The organism is Rhodanobacter sp. FW104-R8 (assembly GCF_001617365.1).
In the GTDB taxonomy this organism is placed as follows: Bacteria; Pseudomonadota; Gammaproteobacteria; order Xanthomonadales; family Rhodanobacteraceae; genus Rhodanobacter.
On record NZ_LVJR01000036.1, the window covers coordinates 1 to 689 of the forward strand.

The following is a 689-nucleotide window of genomic DNA, read 5'->3' on the forward strand; positions in this document are numbered from 1 at the left end:
CCTCGGGCACGGTCTTGATCATGCGATCGGTCAACTGCAGCAACTGCGAGGCCTTGCCGGCGGACAGCCCCGGCAATGCGGTGGGCATGTACAGCAACGTGCCTTCGTTCATCGCGGGCATGAACTCGCTGCCGAGCTGGGTCACCGGAATGACCGCGGTGAGCAGCAGCACACCAGCCAGCACCAGGGTCGCTTTCGGGTAACGCAGCACCGCATCCAGGATCGGCCGGTACCCTGCGATCAGGCCGCGGTTGAGCGGGTTGGCATGTTCCGGCCGAATACGCCCGCGAATCAGATAACCCATCAGCACCGGCACCAGCGTCACCGCCAGCCCGGCCGCGGCAGCCATCGCGTAGGTCTTGGTGAAGGCCAGCGGCTTGAACAGCTTGCCTTCCTGGCCCTGCAGCGCAAACACCGGCACGAACGACAGCGCGATGATCAACAGGCTCACGAACAGCGCGGGCCCCACCTCGGCGGCGGCATCGGCGACCAGGGACCACCGTTCTGTACCTTGCGGTTCACGTCCGTCGTTCGCGTTACGCCAATGTTCCAGATGCTTGTGTGCGTTCTCGATCATCACGATCGCCGCATCCACCATCGCGCCGATCGCGATCGCGATACCGCTGAGCGACATCAGGTTCGCCGTGACGCCTTGCAGATGCAGTGCAATGAAGGCGACCAACACGCCC

1 protein-coding gene is annotated in these 689 nt (G+C 64.3%); it reads right to left on the reverse strand.

The features are described 5' to 3' along the window. The coding region (locus RHOFW104R8_RS10820) for an efflux RND transporter permease subunit (RefSeq protein WP_161487799.1) at positions 1 to 689 on the reverse strand (689 nt) is incomplete at both ends.